26 protein-coding genes and 1 tRNA gene are annotated in these 23,669 nt (G+C 38.1%); 17 read left to right on the top strand and 10 right to left on the bottom strand.

Translation table 11 applies throughout. The features are described from left to right. Nucleotides 1-13: 13 nt before the first annotated feature. Nucleotides 14-622, bottom strand: coding sequence for an NADPH-dependent FMN reductase (locus BN1068_RS19625; protein WP_077604517.1), 609 nt, complete (start codon nucleotides 620-622; stop codon nucleotides 14-16). Between the two features lie 824 nt (nucleotides 623-1,446). Continuing rightward, nucleotides 1,447-2,364 (bottom strand): AEC family transporter, encoded by a 918-nt coding sequence (locus tag BN1068_RS19620; RefSeq protein WP_077604516.1) that lies wholly within the window; start codon nucleotides 2,362-2,364, stop codon nucleotides 1,447-1,449. A 310-nt stretch (nucleotides 2,365-2,674) separates the two neighbouring features. Here BN1068_RS19620 and BN1068_RS23750 point away from each other — a divergent pair, with 310 nt between their 5' ends. The 3 genes from BN1068_RS23750 to BN1068_RS19605 all read left to right on the top strand — a co-directional run bounded on the left by BN1068_RS23750 (nucleotide 2,675) and on the right by BN1068_RS19605 (nucleotide 4,180). Beyond that, complete coding sequence (locus BN1068_RS23750) at nucleotides 2,675-2,848, top strand: DUF6440 family protein (protein WP_175637205.1); 174 nt, start codon at nucleotides 2,675-2,677, stop codon at nucleotides 2,846-2,848. A gap of 205 nt (nucleotides 2,849-3,053) precedes the next feature. Beyond that, entirely contained in the window at nucleotides 3,054-3,524 is a 471-nt protein-coding gene (locus BN1068_RS19615; protein WP_077604515.1) for a peptide-methionine (S)-S-oxide reductase, read from the top strand. Nucleotides 3,525-3,898: 374 nt separating this feature from the next. Next, the gene (locus BN1068_RS19605) at nucleotides 3,899-4,180 is read left to right on the top strand and encodes a hypothetical protein (protein ID WP_077604513.1); all 282 of its coding nucleotides are present in this window, start codon (nucleotides 3,899-3,901) and stop codon (nucleotides 4,178-4,180) included. Between the two features lie 352 nt (nucleotides 4,181-4,532). Here BN1068_RS19605 and BN1068_RS19600 read toward each other — a convergent pair whose 3' ends face one another. After that, nucleotides 4,533-4,844 carry a hypothetical protein gene (locus tag BN1068_RS19600; RefSeq protein ID WP_254846839.1) on the bottom strand — a complete coding sequence of 104 codons (312 nt, stop codon included), beginning with the start codon at nucleotides 4,842-4,844 and terminating at the stop codon, nucleotides 4,533-4,535. 322 nt (nucleotides 4,845-5,166) lie between these two features. Then, nucleotides 5,167-5,237: transfer RNA gene (locus tag BN1068_RS19595), tRNA-Ala, on the bottom strand. Between the two features lie 97 nt (nucleotides 5,238-5,334). Here BN1068_RS19595 and mntA point away from each other — a divergent pair. From mntA to BN1068_RS19530, 13 genes are all read left to right on the top strand, one after another. After that, on the top strand, nucleotides 5,335-5,721 hold the full coding sequence (mntA, locus tag BN1068_RS19590) for a type VII toxin-antitoxin system MntA family adenylyltransferase antitoxin (RefSeq protein ID WP_077604512.1): 387 nt from the start codon (nucleotides 5,335-5,337) through the stop codon (nucleotides 5,719-5,721). Beyond that, a complete protein-coding gene (gene hepT, locus BN1068_RS19585) occupies nucleotides 5,711-6,127 on the top strand; it encodes a type VII toxin-antitoxin system HepT family RNase toxin (RefSeq protein ID WP_077604511.1) in 417 nt (138 codons plus the stop codon). The genes mntA and hepT overlap by 11 nt, the downstream gene beginning before the upstream one ends. A gap of 203 nt (nucleotides 6,128-6,330) precedes the next feature. Then, on the top strand, nucleotides 6,331-7,518 hold the full coding sequence (locus tag BN1068_RS19580) for a DUF4317 domain-containing protein (protein WP_077604510.1): 1,188 nt from the start codon (nucleotides 6,331-6,333) through the stop codon (nucleotides 7,516-7,518). A 187-nt stretch (nucleotides 7,519-7,705) separates the two neighbouring features. After that, nucleotides 7,706-8,140, top strand: coding sequence for a GNAT family N-acetyltransferase (locus tag BN1068_RS19575; protein ID WP_077604509.1), 435 nt, complete (start codon nucleotides 7,706-7,708; stop codon nucleotides 8,138-8,140). Between the two features lie 39 nt (nucleotides 8,141-8,179). Next, nucleotides 8,180-9,556 (top strand): DHA2 family efflux MFS transporter permease subunit, encoded by a 1,377-nt coding sequence (locus BN1068_RS19570; protein ID WP_077604508.1) that lies wholly within the window; start codon nucleotides 8,180-8,182, stop codon nucleotides 9,554-9,556. A gap of 99 nt (nucleotides 9,557-9,655) precedes the next feature. Further along, nucleotides 9,656-10,648: an LLM class flavin-dependent oxidoreductase gene (locus BN1068_RS19565; protein ID WP_077604507.1), complete on the top strand. Its 993-nt coding sequence runs from the start codon at nucleotides 9,656-9,658 to the stop codon at nucleotides 10,646-10,648. A gap of 129 nt (nucleotides 10,649-10,777) precedes the next feature. Continuing rightward, nucleotides 10,778-10,888, top strand: a complete 111-nt coding sequence (locus BN1068_RS24370; RefSeq protein ID WP_077604506.1) for a pyridoxine 5'-phosphate oxidase C-terminal domain-containing protein — start codon at nucleotides 10,778-10,780, stop codon at nucleotides 10,886-10,888. A gap of 109 nt (nucleotides 10,889-10,997) precedes the next feature. Further along, nucleotides 10,998-11,273 carry a YhdT family protein gene (locus BN1068_RS19555; protein ID WP_077604505.1) on the top strand — a complete coding sequence of 92 codons (276 nt, stop codon included), beginning with the start codon at nucleotides 10,998-11,000 and terminating at the stop codon, nucleotides 11,271-11,273. A 42-nt stretch (nucleotides 11,274-11,315) separates the two neighbouring features. Beyond that, nucleotides 11,316-12,749, top strand: a complete 1,434-nt coding sequence (gene panF, locus BN1068_RS19550) for a sodium/pantothenate symporter (protein WP_077604504.1) — start codon at nucleotides 11,316-11,318, stop codon at nucleotides 12,747-12,749. Nucleotides 12,750-12,851: 102 nt separating this feature from the next. Continuing rightward, on the top strand, nucleotides 12,852-13,316 hold the full coding sequence (locus tag BN1068_RS19545) for a hemerythrin domain-containing protein (RefSeq protein ID WP_254846838.1): 465 nt from the start codon (nucleotides 12,852-12,854) through the stop codon (nucleotides 13,314-13,316). A 185-nt stretch (nucleotides 13,317-13,501) separates the two neighbouring features. Continuing rightward, nucleotides 13,502-13,837 carry a hypothetical protein gene (locus tag BN1068_RS19540; protein WP_077604503.1) on the top strand — a complete coding sequence of 112 codons (336 nt, stop codon included), beginning with the start codon at nucleotides 13,502-13,504 and terminating at the stop codon, nucleotides 13,835-13,837. Between the two features lie 260 nt (nucleotides 13,838-14,097). After that, nucleotides 14,098-14,568, top strand: coding sequence for a hypothetical protein (locus BN1068_RS19535; protein WP_077604502.1), 471 nt, complete (start codon nucleotides 14,098-14,100; stop codon nucleotides 14,566-14,568). Nucleotides 14,569-14,623: 55 nt separating this feature from the next. Then, a complete protein-coding gene (locus BN1068_RS19530) occupies nucleotides 14,624-15,112 on the top strand; it encodes a GNAT family N-acetyltransferase (RefSeq protein ID WP_254846837.1) in 489 nt (162 codons plus the stop codon). An 18-nt stretch (nucleotides 15,113-15,130) separates the two neighbouring features. On the opposite strand, the gene BN1068_RS19525 is transcribed toward BN1068_RS19530, so the two are convergent. The 5 genes from BN1068_RS19525 to BN1068_RS19505 form a co-directional block, all read right to left on the bottom strand. Further along, nucleotides 15,131-17,104 (bottom strand): acetoacetate--CoA ligase, encoded by a 1,974-nt coding sequence (locus BN1068_RS19525; RefSeq protein ID WP_077604501.1) that lies wholly within the window; start codon nucleotides 17,102-17,104, stop codon nucleotides 15,131-15,133. 280 nt (nucleotides 17,105-17,384) lie between these two features. Further along, nucleotides 17,385-18,551: a conserved virulence factor C family protein gene (locus BN1068_RS19520; RefSeq protein ID WP_077604500.1), complete on the bottom strand. Its 1,167-nt coding sequence runs from the start codon at nucleotides 18,549-18,551 to the stop codon at nucleotides 17,385-17,387. Nucleotides 18,552-18,574: 23 nt separating this feature from the next. Further along, the gene (locus tag BN1068_RS19515) at nucleotides 18,575-19,105 is read right to left on the bottom strand and encodes a type 1 glutamine amidotransferase domain-containing protein (protein WP_077604499.1); all 531 of its coding nucleotides are present in this window, start codon (nucleotides 19,103-19,105) and stop codon (nucleotides 18,575-18,577) included. A gap of 147 nt (nucleotides 19,106-19,252) precedes the next feature. Beyond that, complete coding sequence (gene ald / locus BN1068_RS19510) at nucleotides 19,253-20,365, bottom strand: alanine dehydrogenase (RefSeq protein ID WP_077604498.1); 1,113 nt, start codon at nucleotides 20,363-20,365, stop codon at nucleotides 19,253-19,255. A gap of 121 nt (nucleotides 20,366-20,486) precedes the next feature. Beyond that, nucleotides 20,487-21,734: a helix-turn-helix domain-containing protein gene (locus BN1068_RS19505; RefSeq protein ID WP_077604497.1), complete on the bottom strand. Its 1,248-nt coding sequence runs from the start codon at nucleotides 21,732-21,734 to the stop codon at nucleotides 20,487-20,489. Between the two features lie 223 nt (nucleotides 21,735-21,957). On the opposite strand from BN1068_RS19505, the gene BN1068_RS19500 reads away from it, so the two are divergent. Further along, the gene (locus BN1068_RS19500) at nucleotides 21,958-23,055 is read left to right on the top strand and encodes a YkvI family membrane protein (RefSeq protein ID WP_397334282.1); all 1,098 of its coding nucleotides are present in this window, start codon (nucleotides 21,958-21,960) and stop codon (nucleotides 23,053-23,055) included. Nucleotides 23,056-23,192: 137 nt separating this feature from the next. On the opposite strand, the gene BN1068_RS19495 is transcribed toward BN1068_RS19500, so the two are convergent. Further along, entirely contained in the window at nucleotides 23,193-23,663 is a 471-nt protein-coding gene (locus BN1068_RS19495; RefSeq protein WP_077604495.1) for a YueI family protein, read from the bottom strand. Nucleotides 23,664-23,669: the final 6 nt, after the last annotated feature.

Below are 23,669 nucleotides of genomic sequence, written 5' to 3'. Positions count from 1 at the left end.
TACCTCCTAGTAATTATTTCGCTTCCCATGAGTAGCTTGGTGCTTGTTTCTGCTGAGATTCCTTCGCATTAACTAATTGATTAGTAATATCAACAAAATGTACAAAGTCATTAAAAATCCGCTTAAGGGCTTCTATTTTACGCTGATCTGTTAAATTACCATTATCATCAAAAGCCTGTAAGGAATAACCGATTAAAAATTCAGAACTTGGCATAATACGTGCCTTCAATTCAGGTGCATCAAGCATCTGCCGTAAATGACTCTGCGCACGGGAAGATCCTAATTTTCCATAGGAAGCTCCAGTCAGCATTACGGGTTTATCAATTAATGCCTGATTGGTATAGGACAACCATTCTAATGTACTTTTTAATGCGGCAGGTACGGAATGGTTATACTCCGGAGAACTGATAATCACTCCATCAGCTTCCCTTATTTTGTCCGCCAGCTCCTGTACTCCATGAGGTGCTTTCCTGTCCTCCGGCTTGTTAAAAGCTGGTAAATCTTTAATTTCGAAAATTTCAATGTTAGCCTGGTCTTTAAAATGCTTTTGAATAAATTGCAGCAAGAGACGATTTGTTGAATGATCCGAGTTTGTTCCTAGTATACTTATAAAATTCTTCATTTTACTGCTCCTTTCTTAATAATAAAATAGAAAAGTTTGTGAAATATATCACAATTTAATTGTAATACGCTTAGGTGAAAAATACAAGGGTATTATGCTAAATAATTTAAAATTATAAGATTTTTTCAGATAGTTAAACATATCTAATACAACAAAATCTCCTTTTTATTCAGAATTATCTAAATTAAATTTATGAAGTTAAAGAGCATGTTCAAAAAGTGCCTAATGACTGCTCTTTCATCTAGATGTGCTCTCGATCCATTTACGCAGTATAGTGAGGTAACAAGAAAATAAATGCATTTATTTTCTTGTTACCTCACTATACTGCTACCTTTCAGCTCTGCTGAAAGGCGTGTGAATTACCATTCACACGAATGGATCAACCTCGTATTTCAGCACATCATACGAGCAAGGATGTACTTACAGCTACTTTTTGAACACGCTCTTAAAGAAAAGCAGATTATTAGTAAAGGATAATCACCGATTTCTGCTTCCAAATCATATGTACATAGTAACCAGTATATTTTTGATATACCCTTTCCCTTTATTATAAAACTTACGAATTTATTAAATATTGGTATTTTAAGGTTATCATTAAATGAACATGAGGAGATATGGATTTGGAAAAATAAACAAAAAAAGATTATCTAAAGCGGGCTTTATACCTCTGGTAAATTTTTTAAATGGATGATGCTGTTTTACATAATAGAACAATGCCAAAAACCTGCTATATTTATATAGATTCCTGGCATTGTTAAATGAAACATAATATTTTTTTAGCAATAGAATTTCTCAGACTGTATTTCATACTGCATATAAATAAACTAAAACAAAATATATGATAAATAAATAACGACAGTTACAGTAATGATGCTGAAAAGTGTTGAGAATAAAACAATTTGTGCATGCAGTTCCGGCTTTATTTGGTATTCCATAGCAATTGTTGATGTATTTCTGGAAGTTGGGAAAGAGCTTGCAATAAATAATGATTGTGCAACAACGCCATCGATGTTCAGAAGATATATAACAGCAAGTGCTAATAATGGCCCTATCAATAACCTTCCAATTAAAGACCATGTGATGACTCTATGAAAAAAGTGAAGTTTAATGTTGGATAATTGTGCTCCCAGTAATAAGAGCGCTATGGCAACAAAACCATCTGCAAGCTGGTCGAGAGGTATCATGATAGATTTAGGGATTGGAATGGTGAAAGCTTGAAAGAGAATCCCTAATATCAGCGCATGAAATACAGGCAGCCTTAAAAAGGATTTAATAATACCTCCGATGGATTTGGTTGCTGATAATAAGTTATAGATTCCGTAAGAATACGTTAAAAGATTCTGAAAAATTAAAATGAAAACCTGAATAGAAAAGCCTAGGGGATTGTGGCTGAAAACTAATTGACTTACCGGTAAGCCATAGTTGCCGGAGTTCATTAACGAAATACTATTTTTCAGAGCCGCGCTTTCTCCCCGATCTAGTTTTAATATTTTTGAAATAATATTACTTATGATGATCAAGGCTAAACTATACAGTATCAGATAGTATATTATTTGGAAAAATAAATCTAATTCTATACTAATATGATATATATTTACAAACACAGCCGCCGGCATCAAGCAATAAGTAATCAGAGTAGACAGCTGCTTCAGGTTAAATTGGAATTTTCTTTGTAAAACGGCACCAATCAGGGTCAATATTAATATTGGTAATATTACATCTAAGAGAATAAATATAAACATTTCATACCTCAATCTACATATTTCATTGTTGGATTATATTATTTACTAGATATGGGATCGTTAATTCAAAGATGACTTTATCTTACCATAGCAAGAAAAATAAGGAAAATATCAAAAAGTTATCTGCTTTAATAAGAAATACTTATATAAATGAGACAATTTGCGAAATTACTAGAAGATTCTTTACAATCTTCCTGATAATGGTTATTTAAAGTAATTTAAGGAAGGAAAATAATTTTTGTATGTTAAAATAAGATTAAAGTAATCCGTGTTAAACTTGAAACAGAAAAAACGAATAAGGGGTGTAATAATGGCAGACAACCGTTTTGAAGAAGTTTATACTCAAGGGAAAATGAAGGTCACCAAGGTCCTTCGTGATAATGAAACAGGTGTTTTATACATGCTGCATCAGGAAGGCTATGGGGCAGGACTAACTGTTATGGTTGATCAGGATGGCAAACCCTTAGTAGACAAGAATTTTTAAAGATGAGATTTTTAAAACAGCCTGGAGAGGCTGTGAAACAACAGGGTAGCATACAGAGTTTGAAAATGCTATCCTGTTTTTATCAGTAATGATGGTAAGTGAGAAAGTATCATTCATTAAATATGTATCAATTTAGCAACTGCAGCTTTTTAATTACTTAGAATTAAATTTTTAGTGTTATTTTAACATAAAGAGGAGAGTCAATATGGAAGTAGTCTATTTCGCAGGCGGGTGTTTATGGGGAGTGCAGGCGTTTATAAAAACATTACCTGGAGTTACGTTTACAGAAGCAGGAAGAGCTAATGGAACAAGTCAAACACTCGAGGGTGGTTATGACGGGTACACCGAATGTGTAAAAACAGGCTTTGATCCGGAGGCTGTGTCAATTAGAGAGTTAATGGGATATTTTTTTGAAATCATTGATCCATACAGCTTGAATAAGCAGGGACAGGACATTGGTATGAAATACAGAACTGGAGTATATAGTGAAAATCCTGAGCATTTAAAAGAGGCGAAAGCTTTCCTTAAGAATAGAATGGATTATGACCGTATCGTGGTGGAAATATTGCCTCTTACCAATTATGTGAGAAGTGCGGAAGAGCATCAGGACAGATTAGCCAGGTGCCCAAATGATTATTGCCATATCCCGGAAGAAATATTACAGAAGTATAAGTAAGGGAGAAAATAAAATGTTCCCTGCATTAAAGACAAATTGATGAGTATACGGGAGTTAACAATGGAAGATACAAAAGGCATACGATAGTGAATTGACCTGGAAAGATGAAGAAGTCTGCTAGTTTGATTTGAAAGGATGCAAATCATGAAGCCTTCAATAAAATCGCTAAAAAGATATTTTATTACAAATATAGTGACCTTTATATTATTAACAATCGTATTCTATATTGGTTATCAAAGCAATGATTCCCCCCTATTTTCTGTAGTAAATTTTACACTTGTAATTGGAATTACTGTATTGGCTATTTCCATCATTTCATATATTTCCATAAAAATATATGAAAAAAAGAAAAAGTAAAAGAGCAGGTGTTTTGATTGTTTCGGTTCACAGTGATTTTAGTGCACGTATTCATATTTTTATTAACAGCTATTATTGGTTTGGGAGGAAAATATAATCCTGCTTCTCCGGAACCAGATCAATCCTATGTAGTTTGGTTTTCAGCTATCGCTATTTTTAATGTGCTTGTCATAGTATCTGTTTTTGTACAGCTGAGGATAAGAAAAATATGGCTATTTTTAATAACTGTAATTGGGTTAGTTGTATTTTTAATCTACTTTTTACCGCAGATAGTTCTTTATATTGAAGGCTTATTATAAATTGGATAATTGATGTTTCAGGCCTTTTTAAATAATTGGTATTCAAAATATCATTTAGAATTAATTTTTGTATGTTAAAATAAGCATTATTAAATGGACACAAAAAAAGTAATAATCTTTCATATTTGGGCGCAAGAACGGAATAAAGACTTGGCGCCCGCTCTATACATATTAGGCAGGATTGTTAAGTAATAAACCTAACAAAGGAGGAAATAACTTATGAACATAAATTGGACTTTGTTTTTTACACTTTTTATCGTGATGGCAGTTGTTGGCTTTGTTATATTTGACAATATATTTTCAAGATTTATCTTCATAATTATTGGTGGTGTATGTGGTGGTTTGATACTTGCTACTGAAAAGAGGAAGGAATGTAATTAAATTGGGCTTTCGCTATTTGTCTAAGCGCATTCTTTCCGGCAAGAGTTGTTTCAATTGAAAAGTCTTTACCTTCTTTTATATATTGATTGACTGATTTGATAACTTCTTTTCCCGCAGAAACTCTTTTTGCAGTCGGATTTTCTAGATCCAATCGTCGTGCTATAGCATCCGCATCTATGTTAATATCAACACCAATTTTGTCGATAATCAGATTGCGAATAGTGCTTTTTCCACTGCCGTTATTGCCTGCAAATACAAATAATATTGGCTGATGCATATGCATTAAGATTCACCAACGTTATGGAAGGGTACAATTTCATCATTGGGGTACTCCTTTACAAGCAAGCCATCTTTGTCGTATATAATATATGTGTTATTAACCTTAGCATCAATTCTGGCCCGCTCACCGGTCATCTTGGCCCATTTGTCAACCCAGCCGTATTTTCGTTTCGAATTTGATCACTCTTTTTCAAAACGGGTTTCTTTGAATTTAACTTAACGTAAAACATGGATTTGCAGGCTGACATAAAAAAATGGAGGCTCTACAACCTAACAAAAAGCAGGCTTCTCATTCTAAAACTAGAATGAGAAGCCTGCTTTTTAAATGGAGCCTACGGGAATCGAACCCGTATTATTTGACTGCCAGTCAAACGTAATCCCATTATACCAAGGCCCCGAAAATATTTTAATGGTGTATTAGAAATCAACGAACAATAATATTATATACTTTTGTTGAGGGTACATCAAGGCTTTTATGATACATTTAGGTTAAAATAGTTGAAGATTTTCTTGTTGCGAAATTTAGTCCATCATTTATTTTAATATTTGGTTCTTATGCTAAAGCAACAAACCATAAAGAAAGTGATTTGGATATTGCTTTTCAGTGTAAAAATGGTTCCCCCTCTGCTTACAATATATTTATGGCCGCTCAGGAATTGGCAGACGTATTAAATATAGATGTAGACTTGATTCATTTAAAGGATGCTTCGACAGTATTTCAAGCACAAATTTATGATTCGGGTATACTGATTTATACGGATGATAAAGATTACTTTTATCAACAGCGAATGACAGCCCTAAGTTCTTATGTAAAGTTGAATGAAGCACGTCAACCGATTTTGGAGAAGATAAAAGACGGGCGATCTGTGTATGGAGAGTGATGTTATTTTTAATAAGGTAGCGATTATAGAAAGGTGCCTTATTCGTGTAAAAGAAGTCTATAAGGAAGATACTGCTAATTTAAAAGATTGCACGAAACAGGACTTTATTATATTAAATATTCAAAGAGTCTGTGAGGCAGCTATAGACTTAGCTATGCATATTATCTCAACAGAAAAGCTGGGTTTGCCTCAAACGAGCAGAGATGCTTTTGATATGTTGGAAATGCATCATATCATCAGTCAACCGATTGCAAGCCGGTTAAAAGCGATGGTTGGTTTTATAAATATTGCTGTGCATGATTATCAAGCGTTAAATCTTGATATTATGAAATCTATTATAGTGAAACATTTAGATGACTTTACAGCTTATAAAAAAGAGATTCTAAACTATCAACATAGTAAGTAATCGAAGAAAATATAAGTAAATAAAGGAATCCAAATGAAGGAGCTTTCTGTTATCAGAAGGCTTATTTATTTGTTATTTTTGCTCCTGAAAAACTTAGAGGAATAGAAGAACACCTCCTACTAATTTATGATAAAATAGATAGACGCTGCTGAAAATCCGGCAGAAAAATGATAGGCCGATTAAGAATCAGAGGAGAATCCATTTTGAATAAAAAAGATATTGCAGATATAAAAAAACAATTCAAAGTAAATAATGATTTATTAAAAATCCAGGATATTTTTAATGTATATATTATGAAGGAATCAAGTGAAATCTACCATTACGAAAGCACGCCGTTTGAATTGCTGGAGGACGAGCAGAAGGACTTGTTTATGGCGAATTTTAAAAAGGTGCTGACAGGTCAGTTAGATCAGAAATTATTTGAGCTTAAGTTTCAGCGTGATGTGGAAGACAGCAGTCAGCTTATTCTTCATAAGGCCATGCTCTCTGGAGATACAGAGGAATGGAAGGAGCAGATGCTGGAGCTGGTAGCGAAAATGCTGAAGGATAAGCAGTATGAGATGGATATTGTCGTTACATTTATTCATGGGGAATATGCGAAGCCTACGAAACGAAGTAATGAAGAAGCAGAAGAAAGCAGCAGGGACAGAGTTTATTCAAGTCCTTTTATTTTATGCAGCATCAACAAAACAATGGACCCGAAAAAAGAGCTGCTTTTTGATTATGTGGAGAAGGAATTTAAATACCATTTTGTCGTGGATCCGGTGATTAATTTAAAAGCACCGATTGGCGGTTTCTTGTTTCCGTCCTTTACTGGTGGTGCAGCAGATGTGAATCATGTGCTTTATTCCGCCTCTAAACCATATGAGCTGGATTATCATCTGATTGAGGAAGTTCTGAATGCTGAAGAAGCAATGACCGCAGAGGATGATAAAATCGTTTTTGAAGAAATAGTTAAAGATGTAGCTGGAGAGCAGATTAATACGACGACACTGGCGAATGTATATGATGAGATCCAGCGTGTTGTGGAAGAAAATGAAGAACCTGACGCACCAAAGCTGGATTATAAGGATGTCGAAAAGGTATTAACCAGCAGCGGTGTGCAGGATATTGATCCTGAAAAGGTTGAGTCCGCGTTTAAAAAGGTAATTGATGACGAGAAATATGAGTTGAAGGCAACAAGTATTGTTCCGAAATATACGTCTAAGTCCATTAAAATTAAAACTAAAGTAGCTGATATTAAAGTATGCCCGCAGGATTTACGTTATGTGCGCCAGACAACACTTGACGGCAAGCTCTGTCTAATGATTGAAGTGGAAGAGAACACCGTGATTGAAGGCTTTGAAATGATTCCGGAAGCAATCTTCAATAGGGTAGAAGATAAAGAATAAAAAGGAATGTTTTCATTATGGGAAAGAAAGAGGTCTCTTGGTCGAAATTAGACTAAGGGGCTTTTTCAAAGCTTTTAAATCAAACAATTTATTATTGTTGCATTTACAACAATAATAGATTACCTTATAATGATAGCTACTATGGATAGCTGCCATTTAATAAATGAATTTGGAGAGGAGCACAATAATGACATATAAAATAGTAACAGATGAGCTGGATTTACAGAAAGTTTTTGAAATTAGAAAGGAAATCTTTGTGAAGGAGCAGGAGGTAGCAGAGGAAGAGGAGTTTGATGAATTTGACTCGCTGGATGCTGACTGCAATCATATTTTAGTATATTACGAAAATAAACCTGTAGGAGTAGGAAGAATTAGAGCTGTAGAGGGAGTAGGGAAGCTGGAGCGGATCTGTATTTTGAAGCCTTATCGTAAATATGGTCTTGGGAAGACTGTTGTGAAGTCCTTAGAGGAAATTGCTTTAGAAAAAGGGCTGACTCAGGCAAAGCTGCATGGGCAGACACATGCAGAAGGGTTTTATCACAAGCTTGGATATGAAACTGCTTCGGATGAATTTATGGAAGACGGGATTCCGCATTATTTAATGGTAAAGCAGTTTAATTAATTGGATGATATGCAACGTCACAACAAATAAGGAGGAGCCATGCAGCATAAAATAGAAAATAAAGGTGTTATTATTGTTACGATGGCGACTGCATTTTTATTAACATTTTGCCAATTTCTATTAATTACTTCCTATCCGGCAATTATGAGAGAATTTCAGATTAATGCAACGGAGGTTCAGTGGTTAACGACAATTTATTTATTAACGACTATTGTATTTATCCCATTGACCGGTTATTTGTCTAATCGCTTTTCAACCAGGGCGCTGTTAATTTTTGCGCTGCTTTGCATGGCTGCCGGTCTTATTGTTGGGGCCTTCTCACAAAGCTTTATCCAATTAATTCTTGCCAGAGCGATTCAAGCGGTTGGGACAGGCGTGATATTGCCAGTGATTCAAACGATTTTAATTACGGTGTTCCCAAAATCGAGAAGAGGATTTGCTCTGGGGCTGCTCGGAGGCGTGGTTAATGTTGCGCCGGCAAGCGCGCCATCTTTGACCGGGATGATTATTGATGTTTTTCATTGGCGTATCCTCCATTGGTTGATGCTGCCGCTGGTGCTGATTCTTTTCATTTTAGCTGTTCTTTATATGAAGGATGTATTGAAAAAACATGAGGCACGGCTGGACATCCTCTCTGTGATTCTTTCAGCAGGGGCTTTTTCTTTGTTTATTTTTAGCATCAGCAATATAAGTGTCGCCGGACTGGATATTTACTTAGTTATTTTGCCATTCTTTATCAGTGCAGTTTTATTATATCTATTTGTACGGCGACAGCTGGCAGATGATGTGCCCGTTCTTAATGTCCGCTTATTTCAAAATCGGACATTTCTGCTGGCAGTGGTACTCATCTTTATGGATATGATGCTCCTGTTATCCGCAGAAACCATCCTGCCGATGTTTGCTCAAAACGTTCTGGAAACAAGTGCTTTTCTATCCGGATTTTTATTAGTCCCCGGTACGATTCTGCTTTGTATTGTTTCAGTTGTATCGGGAAATTTATACGATCGGTATGGCGGCAGAATTTTAGCTGTAATCGGCTTTGCTTTTACCCTGCTGTCCCTGGTGCTTATGTCTACGATGCACATCGACAGCTCTCCATTTTTGATTATGGTTTACTTTTGCTTTTTTATGACAGGGTTTGGTTTATCGCTGATGCCGCTGGTTTCTGTCAGTGTAAATGTATTGGATGAGAAGGAAATGGCTCATAATTCAGCCATTGTAAATACAGTACGCCAATTAGGGATGGCCTTTGGCGTGGTGATTTTAACAACTGTTATCAGTATAACTACTTCTGTGATAGATGCACCGGAACGGGCAGGAACTTACTGGGGAACCACGTACGCATTTATTATTATGGCTGTGACGGCGTTGCTTGGTGTGCTGTTGTCAATACGTATTAAGGAGAAAAAAGAATAGCAGCAGAGCGGTTAAAAAGCATAAATGTTGTATAGATGGCATTTATGCTTTTTAATTATTTATAGAAGCTTCTTAAACTGGAAAAGGAACGTGTTCAATATGAAATTAAGTGTATTAGACCAATCCCCGATTGCTATGGGGGAAACTCCTGAAACGGCATTACAGCATACGCTGGAGCTGGCAAAATGGACAGAAAAGCTTGGGTATCACCGTTACTGGGTGGCGGAGCATCATAATACGAATGGATTGGCTATTTCTGCTCCGGAAATTGTCATGACGAGAATTGCTTCTGTAACAAGCCGTATCCGTGTAGGCTCCGGCGGTATTCTGCTTCCGCAGTACAGTGCTTATAAAGTTGCTGAGATTGCCAAAACATTGGCGGCATTTTTTCCAAATCGAATTGATATTGGTATCGGTAATTCTCCGGGGGGCTCTCCGGAGACGAGAGCTGCGCTTATAGATAATCCAGACAGGAATTCGACTGAATTTCCAAGGCAAATTGCTGATCTGCAAGGATTTTTGCATAATTCATTGTCGCGTGATCATGATTTTCGTTTAGTAAAAGCTGGTCCGCGCATTGAGCGGGTACCGCCGCTTTGGATGTTAGGCTTATCAGAGCGAAGTGCAAAACATGCAGCGAAACTGGGAACCGGCTTTGTGTTTGGCCATTTTATTTACCCGGGAAATGGTGTGAAAGCTCTCCAAGCGTATCAGGATAACTTTTCTCCGTCTTTTATTATGAAAGAACCGGAGTCTGTTGTCTGTATTTTTATTGTCTGTGCAGAGACAGAAGAGGAAGCAGAGGAGCATGCGATTACGCAGGATAAGTGGTTATTGAATGTGAGCAAAGGGCTGGGAACAAAAGTAGCTGCTATAGAAGATATTCGCAGGCACAGGCTGAGTCAGGAAGACAGAGAGATTATCAGGGAAAATAGAAAACGGTGTATTATCGGTACACCTGAATCTGTCAAACAACAGTTATTAGAATTACAAGAAAAATACCAGACGAATGAATTTATGGTTATCAATAATATTTTTGATTTTGAAGCCAAGAAAAAATCGTATCGTCTGCTGGCTGAGATAATACTCTAAAAGAGAAGCATGATCTAATAAAATAAGTAGCTTCTGAGGGAGGAAGAACTGGATGAGGCTTTAAAAGAAGAAACCAGCAAGCTGGAGAAGAATCCAAATACAGTTTCTTCTGTTTGGACGCAGTAGCGGGTGGACTCCAGTGAAGTTGAGTTTTGGCAGGCTGCTGACAGCAGAAAGCTTTCCCGCTTAAAATATCAATTACGCAATGGGCATTGGGAGAAATCTCTGTTATGGCCATGAACTGCTAAAAAATTCCAAATGATATGCTTTCTGCTGTATATCATTTGGAATTTTTATTATTATAGTAAAAAGGATCATAATCTTTTCTGGGTGGATGGGAGCTTTTTGTATGAAAGAAAAAGAATGGAGCGATAAACGCTATAAAACAGCTAATCGGGAAGCGTGGATTGGCGTAGGTCTTGTTATTTTTAATTTTATCTGGTGGTTTGGATTTGCTTATGGACTTGGAAGTAAATCACCGGAATCTTATCATTATATATTCGGATTTCCGGCGTGGTTTTTCTTCAGCTGTATTCTTGGTTTTATAGTGATGATGGCCTTGACGGTGTTTGTAGTTAAATTCTTTTTTAAAGATATGTCTTTAGAAGCAGAAGAGGAAGAATAGCGGAAGGATATTTCATTTCAGATATATCAAAGGAGAAAGGTCATGAATTTGGAAGCAGTTTTACCATTATTTATATTTATTGTGATTGTTTTTATGATTGGAATCTGGGCAGGTAAATTCGTCAGCCGCTCCGACTCGTTTTTACAGGAATATTTTCTTGGCGGAAGAAGTCTTGGCGGATTTATTTTGGCGATGACACTGGTAACTACATATGGAAGTGCAAGCAGCTTCTTGAGCGGGCCGGGAACAGCCTATAATGAAGGACTTGGCTGGGTGCTGTTATCCATGACACAGCTGGCAACAGGCTATTTTGTATTGATGGTGCTCGGGAAACGTTTTGCCATTGTCACAAGAAAGTATAAGGCAGTTACGATTGTTGATTTTTTAAAGGAAAGATATCAGTCAAAATGGGTTGTAATTCTTTCTGCTGCAAGTATTTTGATTTTCCTGTTCTCGGCGATGTCTGCACAATGGATCGGTGGAGCACGTCTAGTTCAATCATTGACAGGCATCTCATATCTTACAGCTTTATGTATTTTTTCGTTGGCTGTTTTAGTATATGTTGTCGTTGGCGGATTTCGGGCGGTGGCCATCACAGACGGGATCCAGGGGATTATTATGTTTCTGGGAACGCTTATTTTACTTGTGGCAGTTATTATCGCAGGAGGCGGTGTATCTCAGATTATGCATGATCTGGCCGCAGAGAATCCCAATCTGATTACGCCATTCGGTGCAGACGGGAGCTTGACACCTGCCTATGTTTCTTCCTTCTGGGTATTAGTCGGTGTCGGTGTGGTTGCCTTGCCGCAGATTGCTGTTCGTGCGATGTCCTATAAAAACACAAAGGCGCTGCATCGCGGTATTATTATCAGTACCTTTGTAGTCGGTTTTATTATGCTGAATATGCATCTAATTGGGGTGTTTGGAAAAGCAGTGCTTCCTGGTATTGAAATTGGTGATACCGTAATGCCGGAGTTAGCGCAGCAAGTGTTACCTGGATGGGTTGCAGGGATTGTTTTAGCTGCTCCAATGGCGGCGATTATGACGACGGTAAACTCGCTGCTGCTAATGGTGAGCTCCACAATTGTCAAGGATGTCTATCTTAATTATATCCGTCCTGATGCGAATAATAAGACGATTCGCAAATGGAGTATGGGCGCAACTGCAATCATAGGAGTCATTGTTGTTTTGATGTCGCTGCAGCCGCCTGATTTAATTATCTGGCTGAATTTATTCTCCATGGGAGGGTTGGAGGCTGCTTTTATCTGGCCGATTATCCTGGGACTATATTGGAGACGTGGAACCAGGCATGGAGCGATTGCTTCGATGCTCACCGGTGTCATCAGCTATATTATTTTTGAAACATTTTATCCGCAGCCGTTCGGGATGCACTCTGTTGTGACATCTATGCTTATAGCTCTGATCGCTTATGTTTCGGGGAGTTTATTGCTAAAAAAAGAGACTGTATCAACGTAAAATAGTATAAAAGCAGACAGGCTTTGGTTTATACTTGAAGAGAAGCGTCTCCTCTTATTTTAACCGGGAGAGCTTATCAGAGAGTGTCGGAGGTGTTTTATTGTGAAAAAGCAGAGGCATGATGCTCTGAAACCATTATCGCATCACCATCATCATGCATTAGTACAAGCAATGGAATTAAAGCAGGCCGGGACAGAAAAGACAGATAAATCATTAGGAGAATCGATTAGAGATCTAATTGAATATTGGGAGAGGGATGCGGCGGATCATTTTCGGGATGAAGAAGAGATTCTGCTGCCGCTTTATGAAGTATTTGCTGAAAAACCAAATACTGAATTAATCAAAGAAATGCTCTACCAGCACATACAAATCCGTAGTCTTGTTTATGCAATTCGTGAAAACAGAGAGGATCCATATGAAAAGATGAATCGTCTTGGCGAATTATTAGAAAACAATGTCCGATTTGAAGAAAGAGAAGTCTTTCCAATGATTGAGGAAGCAATTCCAGATAAATATCTGCATCAGGTATATGGAAAATTCCATCGTGATTCTTATAGCGGTTTTTAAATAATTGAAGAAATGCTGGTTGCGGGAAGGTTACCCTGCAATCAGCATTTTTCTGTTTATCGTACAGGAATCATAAATTTTCATCTATGGCATGGAATGAGTGGTAAATAATAAACTGGGAAATGTTTAACAAATCAATAAAAGGTGAATAAAGTACTAAAGACATTATCAGGAGAGGATATCTTATGGAGTATTTAGAAAGAGATAATTTGAAAAGGATAGCAAAATGGGGGAAAATAGTTGGTGTAACGTCTATTATATTTAGCTCAATAACTATTATTGCCAGTTTTTTTGGGAGCCTTGAAGGGGTTCTCGGTGGTGTGACGGGAATTATAACGGGCTATCTTTTTTATCAGACAGGCGTGGAAGCTTCCAATATTATAGCTTCAGACGATTTAACAACAGGTAACGTGAATGAGCTGTTAAGTAAATACGGGAACTTATTATTAATCATGGGGATTTTAATGATTATTTCATTAGTATTGATTATCCCGTCAATTATTATATTACTATCTATGTGATGAAATAGAGAATAAGATATTTAGCTGACTTGATTAAGAATACTGATGGAAGGTGGTCTCTCTTCTATCAGTATTTTTATTACTCAATGCTGAACGCTATCATCAGCTGTATCATCCTTTAAATCTTTTTTCATCCCAGCTATTGACAGGTATTCGGTTGTGATTGTGTATGGTTCAGTAGTATATTAATAAGTAAGAGAATCTGCTTTTGCTGAAGAATCAGCATGAACATTCTTATTTTAAGGTAGAGGATGGTTATATTGAAAAAGATTATCCTCCCGATTATCACAGTAATGTTATTATTTTTTATTAGTATAGTTGTTTTTCCCCGCTTGCCTCTCAGTCCATCGGATGATGAAAAAGAAGATAGCCGCGATTCGCCTGCAGATGAGCAGGGCACATTGAAAGGGTATTATTTTAACGGGTACATTGATATACGCGAACCGTTCGAAGATTTTGATGAAGCAACCACGTATATGTATTATATGAACAACCATTTAAAAGACTACTTGAACCAATCCGTTATGGTGCAGAACACTGAACAGGATGAAGATTTTATCCATTATTTTGAGCAATTGGATGAGCCGGTAAGACCTGTTTCTTTTCAGAATAAATATGACTTGAACAATGGAGAATATGTGAAGGTGACATTTAAGGGAGGTATAATGGAAACGCATCCGATGAAAATCGGTGAAGTCATTGATGTCGAAGTGGTGAACAGTACGGAATAGTATCTGTATCCAGTATCATAGTGTGCAAATCATTCAGAGGGGGGGGGGGAGTTTTGTGAGTGAAATACATATAATGCCTTTTCAACAGAAGGATACAGCAGAGATTGTTGATTTATTTTATGACACTGTACGGGCAGTAAATAGAGCAGATTACAGTGAGGAAGCAATTGCCGCCTGGGCTCCTGAAGAAGGGAAAGAGAATATATTAAATGAGTGGAGTCCTTCTCTACTGGAAAACCAAACCTTCGTTGCAAGAATGAAGGATCAGATTGCAGGCTTTGCTGACATTCGTGCCGACGGATATGTAGACCGCCTATATGTACATAAGGATAAACAGCGTAAGGGAATTGCTTCCGATTTATTAATGGAGATAGAAAAGTGGGCAAGGAAGGAAGACCTCCCGCTTATTTGGACCTTCTCAAGCATTACAGCAAAGGTTTTTTTTGAAAGATTTGGTTTTGAATTAATTAGAGAAGAAAATGTAGAGAGAAAAGGAATTTTATTAACCCGGTTTAAAATGAAAAAAATGCTGATTGAAGAGTAGCCCCTCAATCAGCATTTTTTATATTCTTTTAGCCAGGTCAATAAAATAATCGAGGCTTTCAGGATTAATCAGAGAGCCTTTATTAATCACTGTTACTGCATCCTGCCCCATCAGGATTTTTTTAATAGGAATTTCAACCTTCTTGCCATTTAGCGTTTTAGGAAGCTCTTTCACCTTATAAATATGTGTTGGTACATGTCTTGGCGAGCAATGTGTCCGCAGCTGCTGATTAATTTCCTGTTTAAGATTTTCGGTCAGCTCTTCTCCTTCTTTGATAACAACAAATAAGGGCGTAATGGAATTTCCATTTCCTTGAGGCAGGTCAACCATTAAACTGTCCTCAATTGCTGTAATATGATCTGTGGCACGGTAAATCTCACTCGTGCCAATCCGGATACCGCCCCGGTTAATGGTAGCATCAGACCTTCCGTAAATAATAGCTGTATTTCTATCTGTTAATTTTATATAGTCTCCATGACACCAGATTCCCGAAAAAGTATCAAAATAACTATGATACATCCGCAAGCCAGATTCGTCATTCCAGAAATAAATCGGCATACTTGGAAATGGGGCAGTTAAGACAAGCTCTCCAATTTCATTTGTTAAAGCGTTGCCGTCTACGTCAAAGCTTTCTATTTTAGCACCCAGGCCAGCACATTGAATTTCACCAGCATATACCGGCAGAGTAGGTGAACCTAATAAAAATGCTGTACATACATCTGTGCCGCCGCTTACAGACGATAACCAAATATCATCCTTTACATGTGTGTAGCACCACTCAAATCCTTCTGGAGAAAGTGGTGAACCTGTTGAACTGATATTTTTCAAATGGGATAAATCAAAATCTTTCCCCGGCGTCAGATTTTCATTCATGCAGGCAGTTATAAAGCTGGCGCTGGTGCCAAATACATTCATTTTTGTCTGCTCTGCCAGCCGCCATAAAACCTGTTTATCCGGATATGCCGGACTGCCGTCATAAAGAATAATCGTGGCTCCGGTCAGTAATCCGCCGACAAGGAAATTCCACATCATCCATCCGGTTGTTGTAAACCAGAAGAAGCGGGAGCCCTGACTCAAATTCATATGCAGGTGGACCGCCTTTAAATGCTCCAATAAAATGCCGCCCTGACTGTGCACAATCGGCTTTGGTTTCCCGGTTGTTCCCGAGGAATACAATACCCAAAGCGGATCGTTAAAGGCAACTGGTGTATAAGTCATTTCCAGCTTTTCCTTGGAGGACGTTGCATCATTCCAGGAAATTGGATGAACGCATGCACTAAAGTCTGCCTGCTTGTTCAGATAGGGAATGGTTATCGTCGTTTTTAAGGAAGGAAGGGCAGACTGCAGCTCTTTGACGATATCTAATCTATGAAACTTCTTCCCATTATAAGAATAGCCATCCACAGTAATCATTGCTTTAGGTTCTATCTGCTGAAAACGCTCCATCACACTTTGGGTTCCGAAATCAGGAGAAGCACTGGACCAGACAGCTCCTATACTCGCGGCTGCCAGGAAAGCAACAACAGTTTCATAAATATTAGGTGCATAGCAGACAACGCGGTCTCCTTTTTGGATACCTTGCTTTTTCAATGTCTGTTGAAGCGCAGCAGTATCCTGGTAGAGTTTTTCCCAGGAAACTTCCTGTCGCTCCCGGTTTTCAGATGTATGAATAATGGCCGGACTGTTTAGTGATTTATTCCGGAATACATGCTCTGTATAGTTGATGGTTGCTTCAGGAAACCAATTTGTTCCAATAATCTGATTGCCTGAACGGACGGTTTGATAAGGCTGATGCGACTGAATTTTAAAATATTCCCAAATGGATTCCCAAAATGTATCGAAATCCTCCACAGACCATTTCCATAAAGTATGATAATCTTTTGTTTGAATTTGTTTATATTCTTGCAACCAGGTCCGGTAAGAAGTGATATTTGCCTGTTCCACCTGTGCTTTATCTGGTTCAAAAAGTAAAGTACCTTCTCGTGTATCCATTCGTAAAGTCCTCCTTCAAGTACTCCAATACTATTATTATAAGAAAACGCTTTCAATACGTAAAGAAATTGAAATGGAAAATATATGTTTTTAAACGGATATCCAAGTCTGACAAGGTATAAATACATTTCCAAATCAACTCGAAGAAAGCATGTATTTTGTACAGGAACCAATTCATATTAATAATATGCAGGGCTGGCAGAATATATTTTCTGTTTCGCTCTCCTATAGATTAATGGGAAAAGCTAATTCAGAGCAGGAGCCTCTGAATTAGCTTATATTAGTTTGTAGATATGTCCCTTTTTGATTTTACAGCTTGTGTCATTTGATGCCAAACGGACCCCTTAGCCTGCTCGCCCCCCTGAATACGTTCCAGAGCTAAATTCATTTGCATACGAACCTCAAATTCCGGTTCATCATCAGCAGCTTCTCGAAGGGCAGGGACAGCGGAGGCGTCTCCAGCCTCATATAAGAACATTGCTCCACGCCAGCGGACAATCCGGCTCTTATCCTTTAATGTTTCAATCATATAAGGAATAGCCTCTGTAAAGCCTAAGTCTGAAATACAATCTCCGGCAGTTCTCCGTACATTTACTGCTTTATCAGCTAAAGCTTCATATAGCAATGGCAGCGCAGCTTTAACCTCCAGCATTCCTAAATAAGCTGTTGCCAGCCTGCGGATAGATGCTTTTTCATCGTGGACCGCTTTTTCCAAAAGGGCAAGATCGTCCAATGTCGGATCTAAACGGTCCAGTGCAGCATAGCGTTCACGCCAATCGGGATTATCCAGTTTTTCAATTGGCACATGCTGATAATAGCTTGTTGCGCTGTCCGCACTTTCATCTGTTTGCAAGGCCATTTTCACAAGTGTATCCAGACGATTCTGATCGTAGCTTGCTTTTAACTCTTCCACAACATCAAGCCCGATCTCATCTAAATTTCCATAGCGAGGAAGCTGCTCCTCCCATTTACGATCCATCATGATATTTTCAGATGCAGGAGAAGCCTCCATTACAGCGTTGGAAAAGCGTTCCGGCAATCCGAAACGTTTCTCTATGTCTCCCTCTTCCAGCTTTATCTGCATGGGAATTCCTAAAAACATCTGAATGAAAACATGAATCTCTCCAAACGCCTCGGACGGTTTCTGAGCAGCATCGGATAATTCATTTGTCTGGTCAAATGCTTCATCCGCTCCCAAAACATGTCGTACCTGGGGAAGGAGCTCCTCCCAAGGTGTTTTTGGATTTCGTGCCAAGGCGATAAAATCAATCACACGATAGATATTCTTAACCCCTTCCAGAGCAAAAAGCTCCTGCACATATTTCGGTGCTTGAGCTAAATCGTCCTTGTCACTATAATTATACGTCTCGCCAGGGGGTAAAGTCTCACTCACATTGATTTTCATAGAATGTGGGCTGGGTGTTGGTTCTATAGAAACAATTTTCATTTAAAAACTCCCTTAAGTGAATTTTAACGGCTGTATTCTTCCATTACTTTGATTAATTCACGTAAATAATCCGGTAAATCAGGGGGTCTTCTGCTTGAAACAAGATGTCCGTCTGAAACAACCGGCTCATTAACCCATGTTGCACCGGCATTGGTCATATCATCTTTAATTCCCGGTGTGCTGGTTACGGTCTTGCCTTCTAAAATATTTGCTGATATTAATACCCAGCCGGCGTGACAAATTTGACCGATAGGTTTTTTATGCTCATTCATATGCTGAACAAAGCGGATAACTTCAGGGAAACGGCGAAGCTTATCCGGAGCCCAGCCTCCTGGAACCAGAATGGCATCATAATCTTCGGGGTTAACCTCTGAAAAAGCATAGTCAGACTCAGCAGGAACACCGTATTTTCCAATATATTTTTGATTGGGAGCCTGTCCGACTAAATCTACTTGAGCGCCTTCCTCACGCAGACGGTGAACAGGGTACCATAGTTCCAAATCTTCAAAATCATGATCGACAAGTGCGATAACTTTTTGATTCTGTAAACGCAAAATAATCCCTCCGTTCTGTATAGGATAAGTGTAACAGAATGGTATGAAAATGACGATTAGAAAGGCTTCTATCAAATATACTGGTACGCTAAAAAGCCATCAGCTCTTTTATTGGGAGTGATGACTTTTTAGATTTTATTTCATACCTCATAAAGTATCTTTTACAGGAACATATTCATAATTTAAGTCGTTTGCAACAGCCTCATTTGTTACATGACCATGCATTACATTCACGCCGCTGGCAATAGGTGCACTGTTTTGAATAGCTTTTTCTACACCTTGTTTCGCAATATTAACGGCATAAGGCACAGTTACATTTGTCAGCCCGACTGTTGCAGTACGCGGAACAGCTCCGGGAATATTTGCTACGGCATAATGAAGGACATCATGCTTCACATAGATTGGATCTTCATGGGTTGTCGGATGGTCAACTGTTTCAAAGTTACCGCCCTGGTCAATTGCCACGTCGACAATGACACTGCCCGGCTGCATGGATTGAATCATTTCTTCTGTGACAAGCTTTGGTGCTCTTCTGCCTGGAATTAGCACGGAACCAATAACAAGATCAGAATCTTTCACGGCTTCCCCGATATTTAATGGATTAGACATTAATGTCTGAATGCTTGCGCCGAAAATTTCTTCTAACTCGCGGAGGCGCTGCGGGTTTAAATCAATAATCGTCACATCCGCTCCAAGACCGATAGCTACCCGCGCCGCATTTGTACCAACGACACCACCACCGATAACGGTGACTTTTCCTCGTTTAACTCCGGGAATTCCGCCAAGTAAAATCCCTTTTCCGCCTTCTGATTTCTCTAAATACTGTGCGCCGATCTGTGTAGCCATACGTCCGGCTACCTCACTCATTGGTGTTAGAAGCGGAAGAGACTTGCCTACAACAATGGTTTCATAGGCAATAGCTGTTACTTCTTTTTCTACCAGCTCTTCTGTTAATCTCTTGTCAGCAGCTAAATGAAGATAAGTGAACAATACTAATCCTTTCCGGAAATAATGATACTCTGATTCAAGCGGTTCTTTTACCTTCATAATCATATCAGAGCGATTCCAGACTTCCTTGGCCTCCGTAATAATTTCTGCTCCTGCCTGCTTATATTCATCATCTGTAAAGCCGCTGCCAAGACCAGCTTCCTTTTCAATAAGGATGGTTTGCCCGGATTGTATAAGGTTAACCACTCCGGCCGGCGTCATGGCAACACGGTTTTCATTATTTTTTATCTCTTTAGGAACCCCGATAATCATATTTACTCGCTCCTTTGTTTATTGTTTATAACTAATATGTTAACGCTTTCTTTGTGGGAAAACATTATGAAAATAAATGAATTGGACCATTAGCGTTTGTGTATTTACACAAACGCTGCTGTTATTCCAGCTTTTCAGCTAATAATTCTAAATAAACCGCTATTTTTTGATGCGGATTTTTCAGATCGAGCTTACTGATTTCATGAATCCGTTTTAAACGGTAATTCATTGTGTTTGGGTGGATAAACAGTGCTTTTGCTGTCTGAAGTACGTTTGAATCATGCTCCAAATATACTTCTAAAGTGTATAATAAATTACTTTGCTGGCGTTCATCATATTTTTGGAGCCGTTGGATGTATTTATTTGTATGATGCCGTTTTTGACGGTGCTTCTTTAATATGTCTACCCACTGAAATATGCCTAAATCTTCATAAAGAAAACAAGAAGACAGCTTATCCGGGAATTGCTTCTGTAAGGAAATAGTCTGGAGTGCTTCTTCATAGGCTTGTGTCATATCTTTAGCCGAATGATAAATTTGACTTGCAGCGCCCTGCATGGAGGTCAGCTGCAGCTGTGTACTTATTTTTTCCTGAAGCTGCCTAATGAATTGATAAATCTTATCCGATGTGTCGTCGTTTTTCCACAAGCGTACTAATAGAATGAAATCCTGATCATCAAATAAACGGAAAATCGTATTGACCTGCATGACTGTTTCAGAAAGGTAGTAGGCATGTTTTTCAATTTGCGGTGTAATTTCATCTTCAAAATGGAAAACGACAATAGCCAGGCCGTCCTGAAGTTTTATATTGAATTGTTTTTCATAGGATTGAATGGTACTTGCGCTGACAAAGTCTGCTGTTAACAGCTGCCAGAAAAAATCTTTGTAAGCCTGCTCTGTATTTTTTCTGCCGGGCAGCTTCTGCAATATAAATTTTTTCACTTGCCGGACAGCTTCTTTTAAGATTTCCAAATCATCTGCAGAATATTCCTTTTCTCCTGTATGTGCCCAAATAAATCCTAATATTTCATTCTGTTTCCAGATGGAAATGGCTATCCGGTTCCCCAGCCCAATTTCTTGAATTTCAGGTATAATGACCGGCTGATTACTATCAATCAGTTTGGGCATTGCTCCATTTTTCCATAATCCGTTGATTACCTTATCAGGGACTTTCCTGTTCATAATGGTGCCGATCCTCGCTTCATCAATGTTTTCAGTATGCTTACTATATGCTAAAACATGATGATTGGCATCCTCAATCGTAATTGGACACGCCAACGCTTCGCTAATCATATCAGCGAGAGTATCTAAATCGGAAAACGGCTGTTGAAGATTTAATATTTTATTATTATTTGTCTTAGAACGATTCATGAAATGCACTCCTTTATATGAAGGCGATGCTTACAATATTTTGAATAAAATAAATAATTTGTATACTTGCTTTTTATTGTTAAAAAAATTATCATTTTGCATAAGCAATCTTTTTGTATACTAAAAAAATATATCTATCTTTATTTTAGTATATACATAGAAAGATTTCACCTAATACTTATGTGACGAAAAAGGTAACAATAGGAGGACAAACATGAAAAGAATTATGAAAATCTTTGTTATTGCAAGCGCATTCATAGGTGTGATTGTAGGCGCTGGCTTTGCTTCGGGACAAGAAGTGCTGCAGTATTTTACCAGCTTCGGGACATTGGGGATTCTGGCTGCCTTTGTTTCCACAGTGCTTTTTGCATATGTCGGTATGATGCTCGTCTGGCTGGGCAGCAGATCACAGACATCATCCTATAATGAAGTAATTTATAAGATCAGTCATTTCAAGTTTATTGAAAAGCTCATTCGTTTTAACCTTATTGGTGTGATTGTAGATGCTGTGCTTGTATTTACGTTATTTGGCGTAGGTGTGGTAATGATTGCTGGAGCCGGATCAAATCTTAATCAACAGTTTGGGCTGCCTCATGTTGCAGGTGCTATATTGATGACGGTACTGGTACTGCTGACAGGTATGTTAAAAGTGGATAAAGTTGTTGCTGTCATCAGCAGTATTACGCCGTTCTTAATTTTGTTTGTTATTTTTATTTCCATTTACAGCTTTGTTACGGCGGATGGATCGCTTGCAGTGTTAAATAGTACTGCACAGAGTCATGGACCGAATTTTCCAAATTGGTTTGTAGCAGGGTTGAACTATGCTACCTTTAATACATCTGTTGGTGCAGCAATGTCTATTGTTATGGGAAGTGCAGTAAAGGATAGAAAGACCGCTGCAATCGGCGGATTGGTAGGCGGGATAGGACTGGGTGTGCTAATTATACTGAGTTATTATGCAATCTTTGCTAAGGTAGAAGAGGTTGGGAGTTTCGAAATGCCGATGCTGGGTATTGTAAATAATATTTCGCCAGTTTTAGGTGTGATCATGTCAATTGTTCTATTTGGAATGATTTTTAATACAGCCATCAGCATGTTCTTTGCATTTGTTGCCCGGTTTGCAAAAGTAGAAACGAAGAAATTTAATATTATTTTAATGATAACCTTGGCAGCCGGCTTTATCCTCAGCTTTGTCGGCTTTACAGATTTAGTTTCTAAATTCTATTCACTGATTGGTTATATGGGACTGGCATTGATTGTCGTACTGATTATCACACCATTCCGAATGAAAAATATTGATTTTGAAGACAAAGGTGAATAATACAGTATGAAATAGTAAGGAATTTAAAGTGAAAAGAAGTGCCGATCACCCGGGAGTCAGTATAAATAATCTGATTTCCGGTGACCGGCATCTTTCTTAATCTAATATGCTTTTTTATAATACATCTAAAAACAGCATTAATGGAATAAATTTTTGAGCTTTGAAACGATTCCTTTCGGAGGATCGCTGTCTTTTTCCTCTTCTTTTTCCTCTTCTTTTTTCTGTGTTGATATGTCTTCTATATCCTTGAGATAAATCTGTTCTATATCCACAGCATAAGAGTATGTGAGAACTAAACCGATCTCTGTATCATTTTCCTGGTTACTTACAGTTGTATGAGGAATGGAAAGCCGATCGGCGAGTGACTTTTCTTCTTTTAAAAATTGATATGAAATATTCCCGTTCAATAGCAGCTTTGCTTTAGGATGCTTTTTTAATTGGCGCTCTAATTCAGCAAGCCCTTTATTAGACATAACCTCTCCAATTGTTAAAACAAAGGCGATGCGTTCACGTAATGTGCCGAGATACATTTTCCGCTCGCTTTCATTTGGCAGGCGTGTTCCATACATTCCTTCTTGAAGGTAATCATCCACATTTTTTTTACTCATTTTGTT

Source organism: Oceanobacillus sojae (assembly GCF_900162665.1).
GTDB lineage: Bacteria > Bacillota > Bacilli > Bacillales > Amphibacillaceae > Oceanobacillus > Oceanobacillus sojae_A.
The sequence above is the reverse complement of the archived record's forward strand: the minus strand, read 5'-3'. Positions and strand labels throughout refer to the sequence as shown.